Consider the following 7,072-nt stretch of genomic DNA (forward strand, 5'->3'; position numbering starts at 1 on the left):
TTGAGCATTGAGCATTGAGCATTGAGCATTGAGCATTGAGCATTGAGCATTGAGCATTGAGCTCAATGCTTACGCTAAAATCTGTTGTTAGCGCCCTATCCTACAGGAAGGGGCGCTTCGGGTCTATGGCTCTGAGCACTTCAATTTTTAGCACTCATCAATGAAACCTGATGGCCTTGAGGCAGCTCAGTAGTAATCACGGCCTGTTGCAGTATGGGGGTATTAACAACAGAATCATTGGCCAAAGCAAACAGGGGATTGGACAAAATCCCTGCCAGAGAGGTCGCAATTAACGACATCACTAAACCGACCTGTAACGGACGCATACCGGGTAAACTCCAGCGAATTTCGGGATAATTCTTCACCACATCCGACATCTCTTGAGGTTCTTTCACTACCATCATCTTGACCACACGGATGTAGTAGTAAATGGAAACCACACTAGTTAGCAAACCTATTAACACTAAAGTATACAATCCTGCTTGCCAACCAGCCCAGAATAAATAGATTTTACCAAAGAATCCAGCAAAGGGTGGAATCCCACCTAAAGAGAGCAAACAAACACTTAAAACCAAAGTCAGCAAGGGATCCTTGTGATAAAGACCAGCATACTCACTAATTTGGTCAGTACCAGTGCGTAGGGTAAACAGAATGACACAAGCGAAAGCCCCTAAGTTCATAAACAAGTACACCAGCATGTAGAAAATCATGCTAGCGTAACCGGCTTGGGTCCCAGCAATTAGACCAATCATCACAAACCCAGCCTGAGCAATAGAGGAATAGGCTAGCATCCGTTTCATGCTGGATTGAGTTAGGGCAACCACGTTACCCAAAATCATACTTAGGATAGTCAAAGCAGTGAACACAAAATGCCACTGATCGCTTAACAATGGGAAAGCAGTGATCAGTAGACGAATTGCTAAAGCAAAGCCAGCGGCTTTAGAACCAACTGAGAGAAACGCTACCACTGGGGTGGGAGAACCTTCGTAAACATCAGGAGTCCATTGGTGGAAAGGAACTGCTGAGATTTTAAAAGCAATACCAGCGATCGCAAACACCAAGGCAATCAGAAGACCTAGGGATTGACCGGATTCTAGCTCAGCAACTCCAAGAGCGATCGCACTCAACTGCGTTTGTCCCCCAGACAACCCATATAATAGGGAGACACCATACAAAAATACGGCTGAACTGGCTGCTCCAATCAGCAAATATTTCAAAGCGGCCTCATTGGAACGGGGGTCACGCTTCATGTAACCCGTCATCAGGTAGGAGGAAATACTGAGGGTTTCAAGGGATATAAAAATCGTGACCAGCTCCGTCGCCCCGGACAGGAGCATCCCTCCTAAAGTAGCCGTGAGCAAAATGCCAATAAATTCTGCCAAGGATGTACCCGACTGCTGCACATAACGAATTGACATCAAAATCGTTGACACAGTCGATAGGGCAATGATGCCACGAAATGCCACACTCAGGGTGTCACCATTAAATTCCCCAAAGAAGGCGATGGGATTTGCAGCATCCCATTGGAAGTACAGGGCAACTATGGCAGCAAGTAGACCCCCAATGGCCACATAGGAAATAGTTTGAGCAGACTTTTTCCCAGCAATCAGGTCAATGATTAACACTAGCAAGAGGGTAATAACTACAATTCCCTCTGGCAAAATTACCCCAGCATTCAACTGGGCGGCAAGATTGGCAAAATCCATAGGCTTTAATGATATGATATATGGTTATTTCAGTATCCAGATTAACTTTCTTATCATATCGGTGATTGTAGCTAGTTGGACAAAGGGCTTGTATACCTTGGAGATTGCACAAAGGAGAATTCCGTATTTATGCCGTTTCACTGCCCTCTGTGCCAGGGTAAGGTGAGACTAGCTGTGTCCTACACCGGATCATCAATGTTACCTTTGAAGGCAACGAACGAATTGTTTAGAAATCTTTAAGCACCAGTCAGAGGAATTGGGATAGGGGTTTACTTAGGGTGTTAACGGTGCTCTATTGGTTAGCCATCACGACATCAGCTATTCGTGGTTTACCTCTAGATAAAGATTATTTCTGGCACAATCCGAAAAAGTAGGGAGTACTGCTGAAGCGCATATATATATAAGTATAAGTAACCCTCAAATTTCCGTACCTATGCTCTTTTTGGCTCACTCCCTTTCCGACACAGTTGCTCCTTGTTCGTGTTAGCCTGCGACACAAGTGGCGTACTGTAGAAATTAATAGGCAAGCTTATACTGCCATCAGGGGGTTCTACTTAATGCTGGAAAACTATGCTGGAAAACTATGCTGGAAAACTATGCTGGAAAAGCATGCTGGAAAACCCTACCCACACTCAGTAGGGAGGAAGCAAATTACTGGCTTACTCCCTAGACCTTTGACAAAGACCTTTGAGAAATAGTATTTAAATTAGACTATTCAACACCGCCGCTATTGTTGAAACTCCGATGACAACCCTTGTAATTGTCGAATCTCCTACTAAAGCTCGCACCATTCGGAACTACTTACCTTCTAGTTACCAGGTCGAAGCCTCCATGGGTCATGTCCGTGATTTACCTCAATCAGCTAGTGAAATCCCCGAAAAATACAAGGGGGAAAAGTGGGCTAAGTTTGGGGTGAATGTGGAAGCTGACTTTGAACCGCTTTACCTGGTGCCTAAAGACAAGAAACAGGTTGTCCAACAGCTCAAAGCAGCTCTGAAAGATTCTGATGAACTGATTTTGGCTACGGATGAAGACCGAGAAGGGGAGAGTATTAGTTGGCATTTGTTACAAATCTTAAAGCCGAAAGTGCCAACTAAGCGGATGGTATTTCATGAAATCACTAAGGATGCTATTCAAAATGCCCTACAAAACTGCCGTGAGATCGATGATCAGGTGGTAAGAGCTCAGGAAACAAGGCGGATTCTTGACCGACTCGTGGGCTACACCCTCTCACCGCTGCTGTGGAAAAAAGTGGCTTGGGGCTTATCAGCTGGTCGGGTACAGTCTGTAGCAGTGCGGCTGTTGGTGAATCGAGAACGGCAACGCCGTGCCTTCCGCAAGGGCAGCTATTGGGATTTGAAAGGGATTCTAGAAGCAGGAAGTTCCTTTGAGGCTAAGCTAGTAACCCTGGATAAGGTTAAAATTGCTACCGGTAGTGATTTCGATGCCAATACAGGTGACATTATCGCAGGTAGGCAAGTCAAATTGTTGAGTGAACTGGAGGCTAAAGCACTCAAAGACAACCTGTACGATCAAGTCTGGACGGTTACTAATTTACAAGAACGACCTGTTACTCGCAAACCCTCACCCCCCTTTACTACCTCCACCCTGCAACAGGAGGCAAACCGGAAACTGGGACTATCGGCTCGTGATACGATGCGGACTGCCCAGAGTCTGTATGAAAAGGGTTTCATTACCTATATGCGTACAGACTCAGTACATTTGTCTGAACAAGCGATCACAGCAGCCCGTAGCTGCGTTGAACAAAAATACGGGGTAGAGTACCTTAGCCCCAAACCGAGAAAGTATACCACCAAGAGCAAAGGAGCTCAAGAAGCTCACGAAGCTATTCGTCCAGCAGGGAGTACATTCAAAACTTCTCAGGAAACGGGATTAAGCGATCGCGAATTTAAAGTCTATGACCTGATTTGGAAGCGTACCGTTGCTTGTCAAATGGCGGATGCTCGACAAACTCAAATTGTGGTTGATTTGCAAGTGGAAAATGCCGGATTTCGGGCTACCGGTAAGCGCATTGACTTCCCAGGTTATCTAAGGGCTTATGTGGAAGGGTCTGATGACCCCAACGCTGCTCTAGAAAACCAGGAAGTGATTCTGCCAGCTTTGAAAGTCGGAGATCATCCTAACTGTAGAGAACTAGAAGCTATCGGTCACGAAACCCAACCCCCAGCCCGTTACACGGAAGCGACTTTGGTCAAAACCTTGGAACAAGAGGGGATTGGTCGTCCCAGTACCTACGCGAGTATTATTGGTACTATCATTGACCGAGGCTATGCTCAGAAACTGAAAAATGCCCTTGCTCCCACCTTTACGGCGTTTGCGGTGACTAATTTGCTCGAACAAAACTTTCCCGACTTGGTGGACACGAGCTTCACGGCCAAAATGGAGCGCACCTTAGATGACATTGCCAATGGGGCAGCGCACTGGCTTCCTTACCTGCAGAACTTTTATTTGGGAGAAAAGGGTCTCGACAACCAAGTCAAGGAACGGATTAATGAGATTGACCCCATTGTTGCCCGTACTGTTGAACTCGAAGACCTCGATGCTAGAGTCCGGATCGGGAAATTTGGTCCCTATGTCGAAGTGGAAAATGGCAATGGTGTATTTACTGCTTCGATTCCCCAAGACCTCACCCCAGCTGAACTAAACATTGAGCAGGTTCACGTACTGATTCAGCAGAAAATGGAGGGGCCAGAGAAATTGGGACTACACCCGGAAACTGGTGAACCAATTTATATCCTCAATGGCAATTATGGTCCCTATCTACAGCTAGGTGACGTAACAGAGGATAAGAAGAAAAAACCCAAACGTGTCTCCTTGCCTAAGGGGGTAAAGAAGGAAGATGTACACCTAGAAATGGCAGTCGGTCTCCTAGCACTCCCCCGCCTTCTCGGTCCTCATCCGGAAACAGGCAAACCGGTTAAAACCGCAATCGGACGCTTTGGTCCTTATGTTGTCCATGACCAAGGGAAGGAGGGCAAAGATTACCGCTCCCTTAAAGGTGAGGATGACGTCTTGACAATTACCCTAGAGCGTGGATTAGAGCTCCTAGCACAACCTAAGAAGACAAGGGGCGGTTCTCGCACCAAGACTAAAAAACCCTTACGGGAACTAGGGGTTCATCCTCAGGATGGGGAGCCAGTCAATATCTATCAGGGTCCCTATGGGATATATGTCAACCATGGCAAAGTTAATGCCTCTCTGCCAGAGGGAAAATCCATGGAGGAGTTAACCTTAGAAACTGCCTTGGAAGTCATAGCAGCTAAGGCGTCATCGGGTAAATCTGGTCGCAAGTCCAGTAAATCCACTACTTCCACCAAAAAGAAAACCACTGGGAAATCCACCAAGAAGACTACTAAGAAAACAAAAGATGATGACCAACAGGGTAAGTCAGAGAGTGAATAAGTAATTGTACTTGCTGACAAACTGATTAAACTCAGGATATATAATAAGATGTGACAACACAATTGTCAAGTGGAAACTAGGAAGTTTGAATTGAAGCAAAAACTCTTATCCTTTATTAATGTTCCTTCATCCTTCCTGCTGACCACTGCCTCTTTACTCATTTCTCTGACATTCCCCCTTTCGCCTATTCTTGGTCTTGACGAAACTAGTCTTGACGAAACTAGTCTTGACGAAACTAGTCTTGACGAAACTAGTCTTGACGAAACTAGTCTTGAGCAAACTAGTCTTGAGCAAACTAGTCTTGAGCAAACTAGCCTTGAGCAAACTAGTCTTGAGCAAACTAGCCTTGACCAAGTCACTCCACCCCAGCAGCTCTATGTTAAAGGTCGCCAACAGTTAAGTACAGGTCAATTACAAGAGGCTTTACATAGCTTCGAGAAGTACCTAGAACTTAAACGAAACATTGGCGATCGCTATCAAGAAGGAGTAGCGCTATATTTTATTGGGTGGGTTCATGATGAACTTGGTCAATATCAATTAGCAAGGTCGTTCTTTGAGCAATCCTTAGCAATTGATCGAGAATTAGGCGATCGCACCGGGGAAGGGAGTACTCTTAATAATTTGGGGTTAACGTATTCCAACCTAGGGGACGATCAAAAGTCCCTAGAATTCTATCAACGAGCCTTAGCCATCTACCGAGAAGTGAGCAATCGTGGCTACGAAGGCAGGACTCTCCATAATTTGGGGAATATATACTATAAGCTGGGTCAGGATGACCAGTCCCTGGATTCCTACCAGCAAGCTCTCGATATCTATCGAGAAATACTCGATAATTCCGAAAACAATTCTCTAGTGTCACAGGCAGACGAAGGAACACTGCTTAATAGCCTAGGGTTAGTTTACCACCGTCTAGGCAACCACGAACAGGAACAGTTGTCCTATCAGCAAGCCTTGACTATTGCCCAGGAAGTAAGCGATCGCATTTCAGAGGGAATGCTTCTGAATAATTTAGGTATCGCTTACCATCGCCTAGGAAAGTACGAACAAGCATTCTTAACCTACCAACAAGCCCTAGTGATTCATCGGGAAGTGGGTTCAAAAGCTGGGGAAGCATTTACCTTGAGGACTATTGGTGCTGTACTGGCGGCACAAAACCAGCCAGAACTAGCGATTATTTTTCATAAGCAAGCAGTCAATGTATATCAGTCCCTGGGGCAAGATGTCACTAAACTGTCTCAGGAGAAACTGTCTCAGGAGCAAAAGCAGTCCTATAAACTCAACTTGGATAATGCCTATCTAAGTTTATCTGAGTTGCTGCAGCAACAAAAACGGGTGCAGTCGGCGCAACTGGTGCTAAATTTATTCCCAGTGCCAGAACAAAAAGACGATTTGTCTAATCAGGACAAGACTCAAACTAGGGTTCACGAAAAAATACCATACTTACCTCAAGAGGAGCAAATCAAAGCAGGCTATGAAGCGATTTTGCAGCAGCAGCTTTCCCTGAGGGAACAACTCAATCAACTGATTACTATTCCGATAGCAGAAAGAACTCCTGTTCAGCAAGACCGTATTCTTGAGTTTAGGCAAAAGGAGCAGCAGCTGACCCAGGAATTTCTGCAATTCCTCAACAGTTCTAAGGTTAAAAAGCTAGTGACACAGTTGAGGGAATAGAGTGTAGGAAGAGGGCTTAGTGTGGGGAGACAGGGGAGAGCACAAGAGTGTGGGGAGAGGGGGTAGTGTGGGGAGACAGGGGAGAGCACAAGAGTGTGGGGAGAGGTAAGAATTTGTTTGAGATGAATTTGGTATCTTTAAATACTTTTTATCTCATTGTCTTGATGTTTAATCCGATATTAATCCCCATCTCCCCATCTCCCCACACCTCCCACACCTCCCCATCTCCATTAAACTAAGCCAGTGAGTCACCTCACTGACTCGTCTTCAAA

3 protein-coding genes are annotated in these 7,072 nt (G+C 45.5%); 2 read left to right on the forward strand and 1 reads right to left on the reverse strand.

Annotated elements, in window-relative coordinates; all coding sequences use genetic code 11:
* Positions 1-140: 140 nt before the first annotated feature.
* Positions 141-1,706 (reverse strand): NAD(P)H-quinone oxidoreductase subunit N, encoded by a 1,566-nt coding sequence (locus BJP37_RS03665; RefSeq protein ID WP_075896553.1) that lies wholly within the window; start codon positions 1,704-1,706, stop codon positions 141-143.
* A 744-nt stretch (positions 1,707-2,450) separates the two neighbouring features.
* Between BJP37_RS03665 and topA the strand changes: the two genes are divergently transcribed.
* Together topA and BJP37_RS03675 are read left to right on the forward strand one after the other, a co-directional pair.
* Positions 2,451-5,129, forward strand: a complete 2,679-nt coding sequence (gene topA, locus BJP37_RS03670) for a type I DNA topoisomerase (RefSeq protein WP_075896555.1) — start codon at positions 2,451-2,453, stop codon at positions 5,127-5,129.
* Positions 5,130-5,219: 90 nt separating this feature from the next.
* Positions 5,220-6,800: a tetratricopeptide repeat protein gene (locus BJP37_RS03675; protein WP_158069393.1), complete on the forward strand. Its 1,581-nt coding sequence runs from the start codon at positions 5,220-5,222 to the stop codon at positions 6,798-6,800.
* Positions 6,801-7,072: the final 272 nt, after the last annotated feature.

The organism is Moorena bouillonii PNG (genome assembly GCF_001942495.1).
Taxonomy (GTDB): domain Bacteria; phylum Cyanobacteriota; class Cyanobacteriia; order Cyanobacteriales; family Coleofasciculaceae; genus Moorena; species Moorena bouillonii.